Consider the following 19,930-nt stretch of genomic DNA (forward strand, 5'->3'; position numbering starts at 1 on the left):
TTACTACCTTCTTTATATTTGTTTGATGCAACTCGACCCCGGAAAAAAAATATACTTCCTTTCCGATTTTCATTTGGGCGCTCCCAATTATGAACAGAGTCTTGTCCGTGAAAAAAAGATTGTTCAGTTTCTCGATGAAATAAAAAGTTCAGCAGCAATTATTTTTATTGTTGGTGATCTCTTTGATTTCTGGTACGAATACAGGATGGTTGTTCCAAAAGGTTATGTACGTTTACTGGGCAAGCTGGCAGAGATAACCGATACCGGAATTCCCATTCATTTTTTTGTGGGCAATCATGATATGTGGATGAAAGATTATCTGCAGAAAGAACTGAATATTCCTGTTTATTATGAGCCGAAAGAATTTACATTCAACAATAAGAAGTTTTTAATTGGACATGGTGATGGACTTGGTCCTGGTGATCATGGGTATAAAATGCTGAAGAAGATTTTCCGCAATCCGCTTTGCCAATGGCTGTTTGGAATTCTTCCTCCGTATATGGGTATGGGCCTGGCGAATTATTTAAGCCGAAGAAGCCGTGCACAAACAGGTGCAGTTGAAGAAACATTTCTGGGAGAAGACAATGAATGGCTGATTACTTATTCAAAAGAAGTACTGCAGAAAAAGTTTTATGATTTTTTTGTGTTCGGACACCGCCATCTGCCCATCGATTTTCGTCTTACTGATAATAGCCGCTATATTAATCTCGGCGACTGGATACGATACTTCAGTTATGCATCGTTTGATGGAGAACAGTTAGAACTGAATTATTATAAAAATTGAGAATCCTTCTTTCCATATTATTTCTGATTAGTGCTTTTACTTCATTTGCACAGCAATCTGCTTTTAAGCAGGTGAAAAGCATTGAAGGGGGGGTTATTGATTTTACAGTTGATAATCTTGGTAACTATTTCCTGCTGTCGAAAAACAATCAACTGAAAAAGCTGAATGCACAGGGCGATTCAATTGGTCTGTTCAATGATGTTCGCAGGTATGGAAAGCTGTATTCCATTGATGCAACCAATCCGCTGAAAGTATTACTGTACTACAAGAATTTCTCTACTGTTGTTGTGCTCGACCGTTTTTTAAACATGATCAATACAATTGATCTGCGGAAGCAGAATATTTTCCAGGTAAAGGCAATTGCACAAAGCAGTGATAACAATATCTGGTTATATGATGAACAGAATAACAAACTGAAAAAGATTGGAGATGATGGAAAAGTATTATTTGAAACAGTTGATTTAAGAACTGTTTTTGACGATGTGCCAACACCCACCCAAATTTTTGACCAGGATGGATTTGTTTATCTCTACGACCCTGCAAAAGGTGTTTATGTATTTGATTACTATGGATCGTTTAAAACAAAAATTTCTTACCTCGGTCTTACAGATCTTTCTGTTTTTGGAAAAACAGTGATTGGTCTTGAGAACCAGCAGATGCTGGCCTATACAACCGGAACATTAACGGAGAACAAGCTGCAGCTCCCTGCTATAATTACCGAACGGCAGAAAGCAGTGATACGCCCCGGCCATTTATATGTGCTGCAGAACGGATCGATATTACATTTCTCATTTTAGTATTCGCATCTAAAGCGTTAAGCCATTATTTTTGCGTTATGCCTGATTTTTTTAACAGAATGGTTTTCGATAATCCGCTCAGCAGTTATTTGTGGATCATCCTTATTCTTCTTGCAATGTTTTTACTGAAAGGAATTGTGTCAAGATTCCTCTGCGGATTGCTGTACCGTCTTTTTCCTAAAGCAAAAAAGTATGTAAGCCGTGACCAGTTTATTTCACTGGTACTGATACCTATGGAATGGTTTATTGTAACAGTTGTAATTATTCTTTCGGTACACAAATTGAAATTTCCTGCAGTGCTGGATGTTGAACTTTATAAAATCAGCTCAAAAGATTTGGTGGAAGCAATCGGCAAAGCGGTGTTAGTTATTTTCTTTATTCGCCTGTTGCGGCGGTTCATCGATTTTCTGGGTTTGCTGTTTGAAGCCAAAGCAAATCAAACAGCTGATCAAAGTGATAACCAGCTGGTTGTTTTTTTCGTGATTTCTTTAAAGTTGTGGTACTGATTATTGGCATTTTGATGTTCACAAGATTTGTTTTGAATTTCAATATTTCCAATCTTATTACAGGACTCAGCATTATTACGGCAGCAGTAGCTCTTGCCACCAGAGAGAGCCTGGAAAACCTGATCGCTTCTTTTATCATTTTCTTTGATAAACCTTTTACGATGGGCGACCTGGTGAAAGTGGAAAATATCACCGGTAATGTTGAACGGATTGGATTAAGAAGTACAAGAATCAGAACTGATCAGAAAACATTTATCACCGTTCCCAATAAAAAAATGGTGGACAGTATTCTTGATAATCTTTCACTCCGTTCTCAACGTAAAGCCGAAATAAGACTGGAGCTGAGTGTGCAGACACAGGCTAATCAGCTTTTGCAGTTAACAGATAAAGCAGGGAAATTGCTGGAGCAAAATGAAATCATTCAGCAGGGAAATGTGTTTGTTACAGAAATCGGTTTGAAATCAATTACAGTGCAGGTAGATTATTTCACTGCTGTTATTGAGTTCAACAGTTTCCAGGAAATTAAACAAACCATCAATCTTGAGTTGCTGAATATTCTGAAGACTCTTGAAATTGAGCTGGCAGGAAAGGGATTGAATGATTAGTTAGTTATTTCACTTTCGCAAAAACCTCAGCCAGTTCCTGGTCATACACACCATACTTTCCATATTCTTCCACACGGCCAATTTCTTTACCGTTCTTCATCACCAGAATAGTTGGCGCTTTGGTAACACCTAAGGCTGCACTTAATGAGCCGAGTGTTTGTTTACTCCGGTCTACACCAATAATGGTTAAATGATCAGCTGCAAATTTTACCAGGTCTAGCATTTTCAGCAACTGCGGTAATACTATATGTGAATCTTCGCACCATGTACCAATGAAAACGATTAACTGAATACTGTCTTTAACAGGAGTAAGATTGGCTACACATACTGCATTGGGTTTGTACCAGCTGATATCATTCTTCATCCACGCAAAAGCTGTATCATTTTGTAACTGTTCACGGCTTAAAATTCCCTTCACCGTTTTTAATCCATTTTTTGGATCTTTTGAGACTTCGTATTGAACCTGTGCAAAGGATAGTTGTGTTGCAAGAAATGCAATCACAAGGGTACTTAAGTATTTCATATATATTTTTTTAGCCCTCCCTTTCAGGGGAGGGTTGGGTGGGGTTATAGATCTGCTTTTAAACTTAATAAAAATGATTTAATCTGCTGCAAACTCTGCACCAGCTCAAACCTAACTTCCGCTTCGTCTTTATGTTTCTTCAGGTAATCTTTTGCTGCTTCAATGGTATATTTCTTAAAGCGGAGCAGGAAATAGATCAGGTGCAGTTTTTTTAAATCGGCTACTGTATAAAACCGGTCACCTTTTTTATTCTTTCTTGGTTTGATAACGGTAAACTCTGTTTCCCAGTAACGGAGTGAAGATGGATTTAAGTTGAATAATTCACCCACTTCACCAATACTGTAATATAATTTCTTGTTTAATATTTCATCACTTGGCAGTTCCATCATATCTGCCTCATTCCCCATTTCCTTTAAACTCTTTCTTCCTCTTTTCTGTTTGGGTTTGGGAGGTCTGTTCAAAGGCTTACGTCCACGCTTTGCAGGTGCAGGCTTGGTTGGTTCATCAAACACAAATGATATCTGAGAAGGTGTTGCCAGAATTGTAAGTTTTAGCAAAAATAAGTTATTCGTCAATAGACAGCAGCTCTTAGTCTGTTGCTGATAGTGTTTGTGGATAAAGACAGAAACTGTATTGACTAATAACTACCGGCTCATTACTATCGGCTGTCTTTTTCATCAATCAAAACTCTGGTTGCCTGTTGCAGCAATTTTCAACATACGGTCAAACTGCTCAGGTGTAAGATCATTATAAAAGAAATAGATCGGATCAATGGCATTGCCATTTTTATGTACTTCATAATGCAGATGAGGTCCTGTACTTTTTCCTGTACTTCCCACCCAGCCAATCACTTCACCTCTGCGTACTTTTTGCCCTGATTTTGCTTTCACTCTCACCATGTGTCCGTATAATGTTTCATAGTTGTAGCCATGATTAATCACCACATGATTGCCATAACCGTTGCCTGTATTCCCAGACGTTTCAACCACACCATCAGCTGTTGCATAAATAGGCGTTCCCTGTGGTGCAGCAAAATCAAGACCTGCATGCATCTTGGTTGTTTTATATACAGGATCAATCCTGTAACCAAAACCGGAGGCCATACGGGAAAGATCTTTATTGCTCACAGGTTGAATAGCAGGTGTTGCACTCAGCAATGCTTCTTTGTTTTTTCACCATTGTTTCAATAGCAGAAAACGAAGTTGTTTGCGCATATAACCTGTTGCGTAATGTATTGATCTGTGAAATGATGGTTGTATTCAGTTCATCTTCTGTTAAACTGGCAATGAGTTTTTCCTCTGCCTGTTTCTCAATCATCTTAGCTCTTGCACTGTCGGGTATTGGACTTGCTTCAAAAATAGAACGGTACACCTGGTTATCTCTCTTCTCAATTTCATGCAGTTCACGGTTCATTCTTGTGAGCTCTTCACTGAGAATTGAATAGTTATCTTTTAAACGCTCATTCTGGTTCAGTAATTTTTTTTCGTTGGCAGAAGGGAAGTAACGGTACGATACCTGCATGAACAGAAAACCGGCAACAGACACAGCGGCAAGAAAACTGAAAATCCGCAGCAGTTTTACACGCAGCGGAGTCACCAGTTTTTCATACCGGAGGGTATTGGTATTATAGAAATACTTGATTTTCTTCATATGAACAATCCGGTGTGCATAGGTTTGGCTTACCTTTGACCCCCATTACAGGGTATTCACAAAGATAGGTGGAACACCCTTCAAAAATCAATCCAAATACAGGTTGAATATGATGACAGCAGTAGAAATACGGAAGAAATACTTAGACTTTTTTGCCTCGAAAAAACACCAGATCGTTGCTTCTGCACCGATAGTGGTAAAAAACGATCCTACCTTATTGTTTACCAATGCGGGGATGAACCAGTTCAAAGATTATTTCCTCGGTAACCGTAAACCCGAATATACCCGTGTAGCAGATACGCAAAAATGTTTACGTGTTAGCGGCAAGCATAACGACCTGGAAGAAGTAGGTGTAGATACCTATCACCATACCATGTTTGAAATGCTGGGTAACTGGAGCTTTGGTGATTATTTTAAAAAAGAAGCCATTGCCTGGAGCTGGGAACTGCTGGCTGATGTATATGGAATTCCGAAAGATCGCTTGTACGTAACCGTGTTTGAAGGTGACGGAAAAGAGAATTTACCGAAAGCCGAAGAAGCATGGAATGAGTGGAAAAGATGGATCGCAGAAGACAGGATTTTCTTAGGTAATAAAAAAGATAATTTCTGGGAGATGGGCGATACCGGGCCATGCGGACCCTGCACTGAAATTCATGTGGATTGCAGAACCGATGAAGAAAGAAAAACGGTTGATGGAAAAACACTGGTGAATAATGATCATCCGCAGGTGATTGAAATCTGGAACAATGTATTCATGCAGTTTAACCGTTTGAAAGATGGTTCATTAGAACAGCTTCCTTCCAAACATGTGGATACAGGAATGGGATTTGAGCGTTTGGTTCGTGTAATACAAAACAAAACTTCTAATTACGATACCGATATTTTTACCGGTACCATTGCAGCGGTTGAAAAAATTGTTGGCAAGAAATACATAGCTGGGGATGATAAAGAGAGTATTGCATTCAGGGTGTTAGCGGATCATATCCGTGCTATCAGCTTTACCATTGCTGATGGACAGTTGCCATCAAATACAGGTGCAGGTTATGTGATCAGAAGAATTTTAAGAAGAGCAGTTCGGTATTATAATTCTTATCTCGAGTACAAGCAGCCTTTGCTGCATCAGCTTGTTCCAATACTGGCAACACAATTTGAAGATGTGTTTCCCGAATTAAAAGCACAGGAAAGTTTTGTGCAGAAAGTAGTGAAGGAAGAAGAGCAAAGTTTTCTAAAAACAATTGATTCAGGGATTAAGAGTTTGTTTGCGGGATGGGGTTTTCTAGAGTATTAGATCAAGATGAGGACATAAAAATGACATCTTCATACATTGATATGATATCAAAGTATTCAGGTTTCAGGAAAAACAAAATTGTGAGTGGTGAATTTGCTTTTGAACTAAATGACACATTTGGATTTCCAATTGATCTGACTAATCTAATGGCCAGGGAAATAGGATGGGAAGTGGATATGGAGGGTTTTGAAAAAGAAATGCAGCAGCAGAAACAAAGAAGTCGTGCTGCAACAACTGTTGATACGGAAGATTGGGTGACACTTAATGAGCTATCTTATTATAACGCATCCATGTATACCTCTCCGTTCGAAACAAAATCGAAAGTTGCTAAGTATCGTAAAGTTGTAACAAAGGGGAAAGAGGCTTACCAAATTATTCTTGACAACACACCTTTTTATGCGGAAAGTGGAGGACAGGTAGGTGATTCTGGAACTTTTGATTTTGAGGGTGAAATAATCAGAGTAATTGATACCAAAAGAGAAAATGGATTGGTAATTCATTTTATTGATCAGCTGCCTGTAAATATTTCTGCTGTTGTAAATGCAAGAGTGGATGCGGATCGCAGAAATAAGATCACCGCCCACCACTCAGCAACTCATTTGATGCATGCTGCTTTGCGCAAAGTACTCGGCACACATGTGGCACAGAAAGGAAGTTTGGTGAATGATGAATATTTGCGTTTCGATTTTTCGCATTTTGCAAAAATGACGGATGAAGAAATTGCAGCTGTTGAAAAAATTGTGAATGAAAAGATCAGGGCAAACGTTCCTGTAGTAATTAAAGAGATGAAGAAAGATGAAGCAGTAGCTCTTGGAGCAATGGCTTTGTTTGGTGAAAAATATGGTGATGTGGTACGTGTGGTGATCATGGATGAGAAGTATTCTATTGAGTTATGCGGCGGCACCCATGTTGGAAGCACAGGTGAGTTGGGATTCTTTAAAATAACAGCTGAATCTGCAGTTGCTGCAGGTGTAAGAAGAATAGAAGCCGTATGTGGCGAGGCTGCAGAAACGCTGATCAATAACAGATTTACAGAAATCAGTTCTATCGGCGGCTTATTGAAGAATCCGAAAGACATCAGTAAATCAATTGAAAATCTGCAGGCAGAAAATGCTTCTTTCAAAAAGCATATTGAAGCACTGGAAGCAAGACAACTGGTGATCATCCGTAATGAATTGCTCACGAAAGATGAAATCATCAACAACGTAACTTTTATTGCCGACATTGTTGAAGTGCCCAGTGCAGATGCATTGAAGAAATTATGTTTCGATTTAAAAAATCATCTCAACGATCATGTGTCTGTTCTCTGCAGCAATATTGATGGGAAAGCATTTGTAGCAATTGGAATTTCTGATTCAGTTGTTGCTGCAAAAGGTCTGGATGCAGGCAAGATTATTAAAGAACATGTTGCTCCATTAATTAAAGGTGGTGGCGGCGGACAAAAAAATCTTGCTACTGCGGGTGGAACGGATGTTGGCAACTTGCGGCAGGTGATTGAAAAAGTAAAGAGTTTATTATAAACAGGTCGTCCCGCAAATAACGGGACGATTTTATTTACAGCGTTACAGTTTACTAATATTAACATCAAAACACTCTTTAAAAGTTAAAGGTTTCTAAAATCTGCGAAATAATTCGTAAATAAGAAATAATTCGTACATTAGCTCTGTCAATCAAAAAACTCTATTGTATGAAAAGAATTTCTCTGTACGCATTGGCCTTGGTAGCTGCTACCCAGGTTCTTACCGTTACTGCATCTGCGCAGGATAAAAAAGTAAAAGAAAAAATCGAAAAGAAAGAGCAGATCATCATCCGCAAAAAAGGCGATAGAACTGAAAAAACAACCATCGTTATTGAAGGCGATAAAATAACGGTGAATGGAAAGCCTGTTACTAAAGATGATAAGGATATAATTATCGAACGCTTTGATGGCGATGGTGCCTTTATCATGCGTATGCCAAAGGTTCCCGGCATGAAGAGTTATCCTAAAATGTATCGTTTTGAAGGACCTGAATGGAACCAGGAATTTATGAAGGAATTCAAATTTGATATGAAGGGCGGCGCTTTTCTGGGCGTAATAACTAATGAAAATGATAAAGGTGCAGCTATTGACGAAGTGCAAAAAGAAACAGCAGCTGAAAAAGCAGGCCTGCAAAAAGGCGATATCATTACGAAAGTGGGAGATAAGAAAATCGATGGGCCTGATGACCTGGTTGAAGCTATTACAGCTAAAAAACCAAATGATGAAGTAGAGATAACTTATCTGCGTGATGGGAAAGAAAAGAAAGCAAAAGTAAAACTGGGTGAAAGTAAATTTCCCGGTGAAATGTTTCAGCACCAAATGGAGCTGAAGAATGAATTGTTTAAAGAGAAACAAAGAGTTTTCAAGGACAGGCAATTCGAATTTCAGTACAGAATGCCGCAGGAATTTAAACATTTTGAAGGCGATATGCTGCTCATGCATAACCGTCCGCAACTGGGAGCTACTATACAGGATACGGAAGAAGGAACCGGAGTGAAAGTGCTGGAAGTTGATAAAGATTCTCCTGCTGATAAAGGTGGTTTACAGAAGGACGATGTGATCACTGAAATCAATGGGAAAAAAGTGGAGAATGTGGGTAATGCCCGTGAAGCACTCCGTGAAAAGAACGAAAAAAATATATGGAACCTGAAAGTAACCCGTGGTGGAAACCCTGTAAATATTGAAGTAAAGATCCCGAAGAAATTAAATAAAGCCGATCTGTAAGTTTCGATATTGATCTGATTTAGCCAGTCCCGCTGAAATGCGGGACTTTTTTTGTGCATTTCATCACAGAAGCTTCGGCGTAAAAGGGATATTTTTGCGTTCCATGCCCTGAGCGTAAGTCGAAGGGGCTTGCTTTTTTATCGAGCGAAGTCGAGATAAAGAAGAGTAAAAATAAATTCATGTCAAATTACAGTGATAAATACGAAGCGGTAGTTGGTTTGGAAGTACATGCACAGCTTCTCACCAAAAGCAAATTGTTTTGTGGCGATGAAGCGAGTTTTGGTGCAGAGCCAAACAGGCATATAAGTCCCATCACGCTTGCTCATCCGGGTACTTTACCCAAGATGAATAAGGAAGCAATTGAACTGGCAGTGAGGAATGGGCCTGGCCTGCAACTGTGATATTGAGCAGAAGAATTATTTTGCCCGTAAACATTATTTCTATCCGGATCTGCCAAAAGGCTATCAACTTTCACAACATACCACGCCGATTTGTAAGGGTGGATTTGTAAAAGTAAGATCAGTTGATGGAGAACGGAATATTCAGCTTAACCGGATTCACCTCGAAGAAGATGCAGGCAAGAGTATGCATGATCAGCATGATTTGTATTCAGTTGTTGATTATAACCGTGCAGGTGTTCCGTTGATTGAAATTGTAACAGAACCTGATTTGCATAGTGGCGATGAAGCAGCAGCTTACTTAACAGAGATCCGCAAACTTGTTCGCACATTGAATGTGTGTGATGGAAATATGGACGAAGGAAGCTTGCGCTGCGATGCTAATATTTCCATTCGTTTAAAAGGTGATCCCAAGCTCGGCACAAAAGTGGAGATCAAGAATCTGAACTCAATCCGTTTTTTGAAGAAGGCCGTAGATTATGAAGTGATGCGGATGATTGAAATGAAAGAGAAAGGTGAACAGATTTTTCAGCAAACAAGAGGATTTAATCCGGATGAAGAAACAACGTTTCCTATCCGTACAAAAGAAGATGCAGATGATTACAGGTATATGGTTGATCCAGACCTGCCGCCATTTGTTATTACAGATGAGTTTGTACAAAAAGTAAAAGCTTCTCTTCCTGAAATGTCTGAACAGAAGAAACAGCGTTTTATTCAGCAATACAATTTGCCCGAATATGATGCCGCTTTATTGAGTGAAGAAAAGAGGTGGCTGATTATTTTGAAACAACTGCAACACATACAACGGCATTTAAACAAATTGCTAACTGGCTGCTTGGTCCGGTTAAATCAGTGATGAATGAAGATGGCATTGAAATAAATCAGCTTGCAATCAAACCAAACCAGCTGGCAGAAATTATTCAGTTGGTTGAAGATGGGAAGCTCAGTCATACTATGGCATCCCAAAAATTATTTCCGGCACTCCTGAAACAACCGGGTCAGCCGGCGTTACAATTAGCACAGCAGTTGAACCTGTTGCAGGAAAGGAATGAAGATGCATTGCAGCAGTTGATTGATGAAGTATTGAACAGCATGCCCGATAAAGTAACAGAGTATAAAAAAGGAAAGAAAGGCCTGATCGGTTTGTTTGTTGGTGAAGTAATGAAAAAATCAAAAGGCAAAGCTGATCCTAAAATGCTGAATCAGCTGGTGACCGAAAAATTATCAAATTAAAAAAGAAGAATGAAGAAAACATGGATTGTAGTGGTTGTTGTATTATTTGCAGCAGCCTGCCAGAGTAACGGCAGTAAAAATTTTACTGTAAGTGGCGAAATTAAAAATGCACCTGCAACAGTGGTGTATCTTGAATTGATTGCGTATGACAATATGCCTCCACAGGTAATTGACAGTGTTTCATTGAACAATGGAAAATTTTCATTGAAGGGGAAGGCCGCTGAAGAATCGTTATTGCAGTTACGTTTTCCGCAGATTGAAAAAAGCCCGATGTTCTTTTTGATCAATGATAAATCAAATATTGAACTCACAGCCGACTGGAATGATGTCCGTCAGATCAAATACAAAGGCTCACCTGCTACAGGACGCTTGCAGGAATTTATTGATTCGCTTTCTGCAACACAGCAAAAAATTTATACATTTCAATATGAGCTGCAGAATGTAACACAGGGAGACAGTTTGAAAGCGATTAAACAGGCAGAGATCAACAATATCCTTACAGAGTTTAAAGCGTATCTGAAGAAAACGGCAACAGAAGATAACAGTCCGATGGTAAGTATGTTTGCCGCATCTATTAATGGCGGTGGCGATCCGTTAGAGAATGAAGCGATTTATAATAGTCTTGCTCAGCGTTTTCCCAAGCATGCAGGTATTCAAACCATCGTAAAACAATTCCGTGAAAGCACAACCAATACACAGCAACAACAGCAGCAACCAGCAGGAATTGCTGTTGGCAGTACGGCGCCGGATATTACAATGCCTGATGTAAACGGTAAGAATTTTTCTCTCAGCAGTTTAAAAGGCAAATATGTGCTGGTTGATTTCTGGGCAAGCTGGTGTGGCCCCTGCCGTGCTGAAAACCCAAATTTAGTAGCAGCTTATAATAAGTATAAGGGTAAAAACTTTACCATTCTTGGTGTATCGCTTGATAAAACAAAAGATGCATGGTTACAGGCAATTAAACAAGATGGTTTAATCTGGAACCATATCAGTGATTTAAAATACTGGGAAAGCGGTGCGGTTGCACTTTATGGTTTCAATGGTATTCCTTACAATGTGCTGATCGACCCAAGCGGAAAAATTATTGCAGATAATTTAAGAGGTGGTGAGTTGGAAAGGAAGCTGGCGGAAGTGTTGCAGTAAAATCGTTTCCCTGTTATTGGAAGAAGATTTGAAAAAAAAAGGCTGTCTTATTATAAGACAGCCTTTTTTTATAATTCAAAAACCAATTATTTGGCTAACCTGAATTGATATCCGGTTGAAAGCACTGCCTGAGTATCATCAAGTAGGTCAAGTGAAATTGTGAATGTATTATCGCAGGATGAAAACGTATTGACTCTGCCTGCTGAGCTTCTTACATAAGAAACACCACTAAAACTGGCATTTGTTGCTTGAAGCGGTACGGTAATCGTAAAGGCAGCAGGATTTGACCAATCTAAAAGAATTTTAATATCCGACCACCCATAATCGTACAGATTTTCAATGTAACCTTCAGCTTTTGTAGCACCGGTAGAAACAATATTTTTTACAACTGTTGTATAAGGGCCATAACTGAATGCTCCTGAACCTGAATATTCATTCGTTCTGGTATAATTTCCCAAAAGATTACCGAGAACAACATCGCAATAGCGTTGCATTATAACTTCAAATGAATCTTTACGGTCAACTCCCTTTACACCGGAAAATGTAATTTTTACAGTGTCTTTTCTTCCTGCAGGATATCCGGCAAAAAGCCCCTGTAACCGGAGTGTATCAATTGACGAGCCTCCCTTAATGGTAAGAGTAGCTGGTGAATTGTACTGAACACCACTTACTGCATTACGTGAAGAATACACAAAGTTGATAATCCTGTCCTCGCTTGTAACATTGGTTAATCCAACCGGTATTTTAAAAGCCGGCCCCCCATTGCTTACGAAATAATCTGCACGTAATACTCTGTTGATTGGTACAAACTGAGGAGCAGTAGGTGCTGTAACAATTGAATCCAGATCAACAGAGTAATTATTTTTTTACATGCTGAAAAAAATAATACTAAAACAAAGGCTGCAGCCAGCGTTCGTTTTTTACTCATGTTATTTATAAGATTTTTAATCATTTGATTTTGTTTTTAGGTTTAAGGGTTTTGATCTGCCGGAGTCATCTTTGAGTTGTTATCCAGTTCTCTGGTTGGAATACGCATGAGAAAACCTGCGGCTCCCGGGGCAAGCTGGTAAACAACCGGATTAAAGTTTGGTGCTCCGTGATTACCTGCACCAGTTGGTCTGTTTAAACCTGCACCAGTTCTCTTAATATCAAACAGTGAGAATCCTTCACCCCATAATTCAATACGGCGTTGCAATAAAATTTCACTTACAAGAGCAGCACCGGAGAAAGAAGCAGCACTGTAACCGGGATTACGCAAACCAACCATTGCTTCTAATACAACTCTTGATTCAGCGTCTTTCCCTTGCTTTGCTAAGGCTTCAGCTTCTATCAGGTACATTTCTGATGCACGCATGTACAGGTAATCAGCAGCCCAGCTTCCTACAACAGGCACTGAAAATTTTGTTTGTGTATAGTCTGGTAAAATCGAAGTTCCCGTACCCGGAGTTCTGAAAACTGATTTACGGATATCAGTAGCAGGAATTTTATCATACAGATCTTTTGTGATCTTCTTCTGTCCGCCCAACTGTGCATAACCGAATTGAGTAGCATCAATGTGTGAGAAGAAAGAAGCGAAAATGGTTGCCTTATCAGCCGGAATGAAAGCCCCCCACATCCACTCTGTATTATTAATGCTTGAGAAGCCACTTCTTGAAGTGTATACAGCATTGCTCATTAAGGTATAACCCTGACGTGCATTTTTTGCATAAGTAGCTGCTGTTGTCCAGTCTTCCATAGCCAAAGCGACACGGGCTCTGAAACCTCGTACTACTGTAACGTCAATACGCTCTTTTGATGCCCTTGCTTTACCTGTTAATAAGCTTTCTGCTTTTACAAGATCAGCTACAATCTGAGTATAAACTTCCTGAACTGTACACCTGCCGATTGATTCAGCTGAAACGGTTAATCGTAATGGAACCCCCTTATTACTTTCATTCCCTTTATATGTTTGCTGAAAGTTATTGATCAGGTTAAAGTAAGCCCATGCTCTTAATCCATATGCCTCACCCCGTAAGGTTTCAAGTTCTGCTGTAGCAGTTTGATTAGCTGTATTATCAAGCAATAGAATTGCTCCTTTTAAAATAGCATTGTAATAAAATGACCATACCTGATCAGAACGTGTATTTGTGCCATTAGGCAAAGTCCAGCCGGTATAATTGTAATCAGCATTAAACCAACCATAACCCTGGGTATGAACGACCATATCATTGCCCATAAGATCATTGGCAAGGTCAATGGCTTTTTGCCCGTAGTTATCATGTCCTGTTTGGCCGTTACCACCCCCAAATGCAAATGTTTGCAGGTAGTTACTTGCTGCAGCAGAATTTACTGCCGCAATAGAAGCGTATGCCTGATCTATAGTTATAGCATCAGATGGCTTCGTATCGAGGTACGACTTTTACAACTAACCACAAGCAACGACGCTGCAGTTAATAGCAGAAAGCTGAATAAACGTATTTGTTTCATAATTTCCTGTGTTTTAAATTATAATTTGATTGTTGTTCCAAATGTAATTGTCCGGTACGGCGGGTAACCGGCACCAACATTACCATCAAAACTTTGTTGCGGATCACCACCACTCTTAGCAGTGAAAATATATGCATTATCAATACTCACAAAGAATTGTGCGTCTTTTAAGCGCAGATTCCGTGCAAGTCCTGAACTTAAGTTGTAGCTGAAGGAAACATTTTTAATATTTATATAAGAGGCATCAAACAGAAATCTTGAAGATGCACCATCCTGACCACCTGCATTCTGTAAACGTGGAACATTGGTTACATCTCCTGGCTTTTGCCAACGCTTCTGGATGTCAGTGTGCCATGCAGTACCTGCTGCGCCAGAATGCATGATACTTTGGTAGTTGCCATCATAGAAATGTCCACCATAAGAATAGGTAGTTAAAATGGATAACTGAAAATCCTTATAACGCAAGGAGTTGGTAACGCCACCGTAAATTTTAGGAATGGAAGAAGCACCAACATAATAGAAATCGGCTCTTGTAATATCACTTGTAAGAATACGCTCACCGGTTGGTTTCCCATTTGCGCCTAAAATATCTCTGTAGTAGAGTGATAAACCGGTTGCAGGATCAACGCCGGCAAACTCTCTAAGCCAGAAATCATAAATAGAGCGGCCTTCATTGTACTTTTTATTACCAGTTACAATTCCACCCAGTTCTTTTTGTTTAGGAGGTATTTTTGTCAGCTTGTTTTTGAAATGAGTCGCATTAAAATCAATTTTCCAGTCAAAGTCCTTTTTTTGTATGATGTTATATGCTAATTGTATTTCAATACCATAGTTTTTAGATTCGCCAATATTTTGCCATACATTCGGAAACAAAAACGAAGGCTCTGTTGGTGTTAAAAAAAGCAGATCATCGGATCTTCTGTCAAAATATTCAACCGTACCCTGCAGCCTTCTTTTAAACATTGAGAAATCAACACCATAATTCAATGTCTTATTACCTTCCCATTTCAGGTCTGGGTTAGCAGGCCGTGTTATTGGGGAAAAATTACCAAATCCATCCGCATAATAATAATTGATATATTGATAATATAGGCCAATATTGTCATTTCCTGATTCACCATAACTGGCTTTCAGTTTCAGGTCATTAAGCCAGTCAACATCTTTCATGAAATTCTCCTGCTTGATTCTCCAGCCAATACCTACAGAGTAGAAATTACCCCATCTTACATCGGGCGCAAAACGGGAAGATCCATCAGTCCTAAGCGAGCCGGACAGCAGGTATTTACCATCAAAATCGTAGTTTATGCTGCCAAAATAACTTTCAATTCTATGAAGATCTTCTGAGCTGCTTGGAGGAGCTTCCACTACTGCAGCATTGTTTAATGCTGTTTGACCAGGGTAACTGAATCCGGTTTTTGTAGCTGATAAGAAACTTGTTCTGAATTGATAGTTCTCATGACCAACAAGCGCACGAACATTATGTCTGTCGAATAATTTTTTGTTCCAGGATAATACCTGGTTTCCTGTTAATGAAACATTTTTTTGAGCCGACACAGTTGAGCGTCCTTTCACATTTGATGCATCACCGAATTCACTGTTCTGATAGGTTAATCCATCAACCTGGAAATAGTTCATTCCAAGGGTTGTTTTGAAAGTGAAATCATTCTGGAAACGTATCTCAGCATAGGTATTGATATTGGCGTTTAATCTTTTTTGCTCACGTCTGTCAAGTGCCAGTGAACCAATAAGGTTGGAGTTAGCAGCATAAGGTCGGGCGCCCATTTGAGCAGGTACGCCCCAGTCTAATGCAGGCTTACCATCTGCACCAAGTACAGGAGAACCAGTTGCGTTGTATTGGTAAACCGGGTAGATTGGACCCATTTGACGACTGTAGTAGAAGGGGTTTGAGGTAGCAGTACCACCTGCAAATAACCCTTCTCTTTTATCTGTAGCTCCATCAACTGTAAGTCCCACTTTTAACCAGTTGTTTGCCTCTGTATTTACATCAGCACGGAAGTTGTAACGGTTATAACCTGAGAATTTAGCAATACCCTTTTCATTCAGATAACCACCACTTACCAAATAGTTAGTTTTGTCATTGGCACCTGAAACATTTACGTTCACATTGGTACGTGTTGCGTTCTGAAACAATGCATCAGCCCATGATTCATTCCAGAGCAGTTTTGCATTAGGGTTTAATTTGCCTGTAGTGGCATCAACAAGCTGGTTACCTGGTACATTATAAGCGTTATATACAAGGCCTGAAGAACTTGTCAAAACATTTGATGCACTGGTGCCTGCGGCTGCATATGATTGACCACTGCCAAAAACGTATGAGTTTCTGTAAGATTCCCAAAACAATTCATAATACTCTTTCGCACCAACACGGTCGTATTCAGGAATGCCTCTTGTTGAAATACCATGCCTGATAGAAGCCTGAATTTGCGCAGGTCCTTTCTTACCTTTTTTGGTAGTAATCATTATTACCCCGTTTGCAGCTCTTGATCCATAAAGGTTACTTGCTGCAGCATCTTTCAGCACATCTACTGTTTCAATTTCATCGGAAGCAATGGCTGAAATCGAACCATCATAAGGAATGCCATTTAAAACAATCAGGGGTGATGCAGAAGCATTGATTGATCCAAATCCTCTGATTCTGATATCAGTACCACCGCCTGGGGTACCACCACCATTGGTTGTTGCCAAACCCGGAACAAGACCTTCCAATACCCTGGTAACTGACGTAACCTGTTGTTTTTGGATAGTGGCAGAATTGATTGTACCTGCAGAGCCGGTAAATGTTGATTTTTTTACTGTACCGTAAGGTACACTAACAACAACTTCTGTAAGTTCGTTAACAGCAGAAGTTAAGGCAACGGTAACACTTCCGCTGCCAATATTTACTTCTTTAGCTGTAAAATTCAGTGAAGAAATCACAAGGGTTCTTGAAGATGCAGGTGCATTTAACTCAAACATGCCTTCTGCATTTGTGGTAGTACCGATTGAAGTGCCTTTTACTAATACAGAGGCATTAGCAATAGGAGTTCCATTTTCATCGGTTACCTTACCTGTTACTTTTTTTGATTGAGCCATAAGTGTAAATCCACTTACCAGCAGCACAAACAAAATGCTTACAAGTTTTCTCATACTCGTTTTTTTGGGTTTATTAATGATTAATGTTACCTGTTTTAAACAGGTTTGTTCCATCTAAGGATTGTTGTTAAGGAAAAGAGTTACTGGGTGTAAGCCAATTGGTTAGGAGCAAACAAATATAACAGGTTCTGTTAAATTTTGTTAAGTAAAAGACAGATTTTATGGGCAAATGCTGCTTTGAAGCTGCTTATTTTACGGGTTTTTTGTCTTTTGTACGGGCAGTTGACAAAAGCATGACAGGTAACAGCACAAGATTCGTAATCATTGCCACCAAAAGGGTTAGGGAAGTAAGCCAACCCAATGCCTGCGTACCTCCAAAATCGGAGAAACAGAAAATAACAAAACCAGCAACCAGCACCAACGAAGTATAAATAATGCTGATGCCTGTATGGCGGATGGTTTGCCTTACGGTTTCTTTAATGTCGTAGTTATGGATAGGCAGTTCCTGTTTGTAGTTAATTAAAAACCGGATAGTGACATCAATGGCGATGCCTAATGCCACACTGAAAACCAATACTGTACTTGGTTTCAGGGGAATGCCCACCCAGCCCATTACCCCGGCTGTGATCACCAATGGAACAACATTCGGAATGAGGGAGCAGAACAAAATCCGGAACGAACGGAAGAGGTACAACATGCAAAGGGCAATGAGTAAAAATGCCCACACAATACTTTCTTTCAGCCCGTTGATGATAAATCGGCTGCCTTCTACAAAGGTTACACTGGTGCCCGTAAGTTGAATATTTGCTGAACGGGTTAATCTGGATGAATCAATATCAGCTATAGCAATTGTTTTATTGTTAATTTGATTGGCATAGGTTAGACTATCAAGGTTAAACAAAGAATCAGCTTTGGCCTGTACCTGTACTAATATTTTAGGTAAGCTGTCGCTTCCCACATCGGCCATGTTTACACTGATCCTTGCCCGTTGTTTGCTGCTGTCCATAAAATTTCCCACCAGTTTGGCAAATGTGTTCGTCCTGCTGTTTGCATTTGTATCAGCTTTCATTTGCAGGTAAGGAGCAAGAAAGGCCAGGTCAAATTCATTGGGAATGGTGTACATATTACTGTCGCCATCGTAATAAGCCTGTCTTGCAAATTTCAATCCTTCAGTAAGGGCAATGGCCTTACCCATCTCCGGCCTGTTCTGTAAATAAACTACCAGAGAGTCAATACGGTTGAGGTTGGGGATACTTCTTGTAACACCCTGCTTGCGTTTTGTATCAACCACAATTTCAAGTGGCATTACTCCCGAAAAATGTTTTTCAAAAAATTTCAGATCAACATAGAGTTTATCATTCTTCGGTAAATCATCAACAATATATCCAACTGTTTTTAAGCGAAAGATGCCAACAATAGCAATTGCCATTAAAATTCCTGTAGCAGTGTACGTATATTTTGGATGATTGAACACCCAGTCCTCAATCTTTATGATTGTTCTGTTCAGCCGTTCATTTTCCAGGTAACGGACGTGGCGCTGTTTTGGTGCAGGTAAATAACTCAGCACAATCGGTATAAACAGAAATGAAATTACAAACAATGCCATGATGTTGATACCGGCAACAATTCCAAACTCTCTTAATATCTGGCTTTTAGTAAGTGCAAATACTGCAAAGCCGATGGCCGCAGCAATATTGCAGAAGAGAGTAACGATCCCCATCCGTCCCATCATATTAACAAGCGAAATGTGTTTCTCTCCGCTTTTTTTATACTCTGTATGAAACTTGTTGAGGAAATAAATACAGTTGGGAATTCCTATTACCACCATTAATGGCGGAATCAACGCATTAAGTAAAGTGATTTTAAATCCAAACAATACCATAGTTGCCAAACTGAAGATTACACCCATGATGACTACCACCATGCTGAGCCACATTGCACTAAATGAACGGAAGAAAAGTAACAGAATAAATGCGGAGAGTAAAACCGAACCGAGTAAAAACAGTTTCATTTCAGCAGCAATACGTGTACTCATTTCTGTACGTACCAGCGGTAAGCCGCTGCGGTACATTTCAATGTTGTTATCCTTCCCGAACTTTTCGGTTAACTTCATCAATCCATCAACAGAAGTGTTTCTTCTTTTTGAATTGAGCACATCTTTATTGATGCGCACTGCCATCATGTACACTTTACTGTCAGGATTATAAAGCAGCCCCCTGTAAAACGGGAGGTTTTCAAGCACGAGTCTTGAACTGTCTAACGCAGCCTGTGTTTGAATATTTTCAGGAAAAACAGGAAGTGCTTTTAATTTTTCAGTTGCAGAATCTTTTACAAGGTTAACAGCTGCGCTGATACTGAGGATGTCTTCAACTCCCGGTATTTTTTTAAAGTCTTTTTGTAAGGCAACAAATTTTTGAAAGAAATCTAACTGAAACATGTCTTTCTTTTCAAAACCAATTACCAGCAGGTTTCCGTCTTCGCCGAATTTTTGCTTAAAGGCCTGGTATTCGAGGAACTTTGGATGATCAACCGGGATAGCTTTTGCAAAATCGTAACTCATTTGCACTTTAGAAGCGAAGTAAGTCATCACAGCAGTTGCAAGAAGAACAGCAATTAACAAAGGAAGCCTGTTACGCAACACCCATTTTCCAAGTTGATACCACATGTGTTTCAGATACTTTTAAGATAAGAAAAGCAGCGC

General features: G+C 39.6%; 12 protein-coding genes and 3 pseudogenes. 8 read left to right on the forward strand and 7 right to left on the reverse strand.

The features are described 5' to 3' along the window. Nucleotides 1-25 precede the first annotated feature (25 nt). The 4 genes from IPK31_10215 to IPK31_10230 are packed head-to-tail and all read left to right on the forward strand — an operon-like array spanning nt 26 to nt 2,692. Nucleotides 26-784 (forward strand): UDP-2,3-diacylglucosamine diphosphatase, encoded by a 759-nt coding sequence (locus tag IPK31_10215; GenBank protein ID MBK8088278.1) that lies wholly within the window; start codon nt 26-28, stop codon nt 782-784. Continuing rightward, entirely contained in the window at nt 781-1,581 is an 801-nt protein-coding gene (locus tag IPK31_10220) for a hypothetical protein (GenBank protein ID MBK8088279.1), read from the forward strand. Before IPK31_10215 ends, IPK31_10220 begins: the two co-directional genes overlap by 4 nt. 38 nt (nt 1,582-1,619) lie before the next feature. After that, a complete protein-coding gene (locus IPK31_10225) occupies nt 1,620-2,087 on the forward strand; it encodes a hypothetical protein (GenBank protein MBK8088280.1) in 468 nt (155 codons plus the stop codon). Next, nucleotides 2,078-2,692 (forward strand): mechanosensitive ion channel, encoded by a 615-nt coding sequence (locus IPK31_10230; GenBank protein ID MBK8088281.1) that lies wholly within the window; start codon nt 2,078-2,080, stop codon nt 2,690-2,692. Before IPK31_10225 ends, IPK31_10230 begins: the two co-directional genes overlap by 10 nt. Before the next feature lie 4 nt (nt 2,693-2,696). Here the strand turns inward: IPK31_10230 and IPK31_10235 are convergent, their stop codons facing one another. The 3 genes and pseudogenes from IPK31_10235 to IPK31_10245 form a co-directional block, all read right to left on the reverse strand. Next, on the reverse strand, nt 2,697-3,215 hold the full coding sequence (locus IPK31_10235; protein MBK8088282.1) for a thioredoxin family protein: 519 nt from the start codon (nt 3,213-3,215) through the stop codon (nt 2,697-2,699). A 44-nt stretch (nt 3,216-3,259) separates the two neighbouring features. Beyond that, nucleotides 3,260-3,601, reverse strand: coding sequence for a MerR family transcriptional regulator (locus IPK31_10240; GenBank protein ID MBK8088283.1), 342 nt, complete (start codon nt 3,599-3,601; stop codon nt 3,260-3,262). Between the two features lie 291 nt (nt 3,602-3,892). Continuing rightward, nucleotides 3,893-4,865, reverse strand: a pseudogene (locus IPK31_10245) (M23 family metallopeptidase). Between the two features lie 109 nt (nt 4,866-4,974). On the opposite strand from IPK31_10245, the pseudogene alaS reads away from it, so the two are divergent. From alaS to IPK31_10265, 4 genes and pseudogenes are all read left to right on the forward strand, one after another. Next, nucleotides 4,975-7,673 (forward strand): annotated as a pseudogene (gene alaS, locus IPK31_10250) (alanine--tRNA ligase). A gap of 167 nt (nt 7,674-7,840) precedes the next feature. Then, nucleotides 7,841-8,896: a PDZ domain-containing protein gene (locus tag IPK31_10255; GenBank protein ID MBK8088284.1), complete on the forward strand. Its 1,056-nt coding sequence runs from the start codon at nt 7,841-7,843 to the stop codon at nt 8,894-8,896. A gap of 179 nt (nt 8,897-9,075) precedes the next feature. Beyond that, nucleotides 9,076-10,527 (forward strand): annotated as a pseudogene (gatB, locus tag IPK31_10260) (Asp-tRNA(Asn)/Glu-tRNA(Gln) amidotransferase subunit GatB). A gap of 270 nt (nt 10,528-10,797) precedes the next feature. Beyond that, complete coding sequence (locus tag IPK31_10265; GenBank protein ID MBK8088285.1) at nt 10,798-11,670, forward strand: TlpA family protein disulfide reductase; 873 nt, start codon at nt 10,798-10,800, stop codon at nt 11,668-11,670. Nucleotides 11,671-11,756: 86 nt separating this feature from the next. Here the strand turns inward: IPK31_10265 and IPK31_10270 are convergent, their stop codons facing one another. From IPK31_10270 to IPK31_10285, 4 genes are all read right to left on the reverse strand, one after another. Beyond that, nucleotides 11,757-12,362, reverse strand: a complete 606-nt coding sequence (locus IPK31_10270) for a hypothetical protein (protein ID MBK8088286.1) — start codon at nt 12,360-12,362, stop codon at nt 11,757-11,759. Nucleotides 12,363-12,640: 278 nt separating this feature from the next. After that, a complete protein-coding gene (locus IPK31_10275; GenBank protein MBK8088287.1) occupies nt 12,641-13,873 on the reverse strand; it encodes a RagB/SusD family nutrient uptake outer membrane protein in 1,233 nt (410 codons plus the stop codon). 281 nt (nt 13,874-14,154) lie between these two features. Continuing rightward, the gene (locus IPK31_10280) at nt 14,155-17,283 is read right to left on the reverse strand and encodes a SusC/RagA family TonB-linked outer membrane protein (protein ID MBK8088288.1); all 3,129 of its coding nucleotides are present in this window, start codon (nt 17,281-17,283) and stop codon (nt 14,155-14,157) included. A gap of 193 nt (nt 17,284-17,476) precedes the next feature. Then, nucleotides 17,477-19,894, reverse strand: coding sequence for an MMPL family transporter (locus IPK31_10285; GenBank protein ID MBK8088289.1), 2,418 nt, complete (start codon nt 19,892-19,894; stop codon nt 17,477-17,479). Between the last annotated feature and the right edge of the window lie 36 nt (nt 19,895-19,930).

It is taken from the genome of Chitinophagaceae bacterium, from assembly GCA_016713085.1.
Taxonomy (GTDB): domain Bacteria; phylum Bacteroidota; class Bacteroidia; order Chitinophagales; family Chitinophagaceae; genus Lacibacter.